Here is a 285-nt window from a genome sequence, read left to right on the forward strand (position 1 = left end):
TCGGCAAACGCAGGTCATCATGCTTCAAAAGCCGGACGACCAACCTGCTAGCAGATTCTGCGGCCGATACGCCCAACGTGAAAAAAGATCGGCGCTCTGAAAACGTATTGTGCAGACCTTCCCTAGGAGCCCGCTATGTCACGGCCCTGTGCACTACGACGGAAAGTGGGGAAATCGCGGTCGCAGAGCCAGACCCAACGGAGCTCGGCACACTGATCGACGACGCGCCACCCATGACGGGCGCTGAATATCTCACGCCGGATGTTCTGGCGGCACTGTGGAGCG

Annotated in this window: 1 protein-coding gene; it reads left to right on the forward strand. The window is 59.3% G+C overall.

What is annotated here, in order from left to right; all coding sequences use genetic code 11:
* Positions 1 to 77: 77 nt before the first annotated feature.
* Positions 78 to 285 (forward strand): hypothetical protein (locus AB4Y44_RS42630; protein ID WP_368702841.1); only part of this gene is annotated, 208 nt, incomplete at its 3' end.

The sequence above is a fragment of the Paraburkholderia sp. BR10937 genome, assembly GCF_040965695.1.
In the GTDB taxonomy this organism is placed as follows: Bacteria; Pseudomonadota; Gammaproteobacteria; order Burkholderiales; family Burkholderiaceae; genus Paraburkholderia.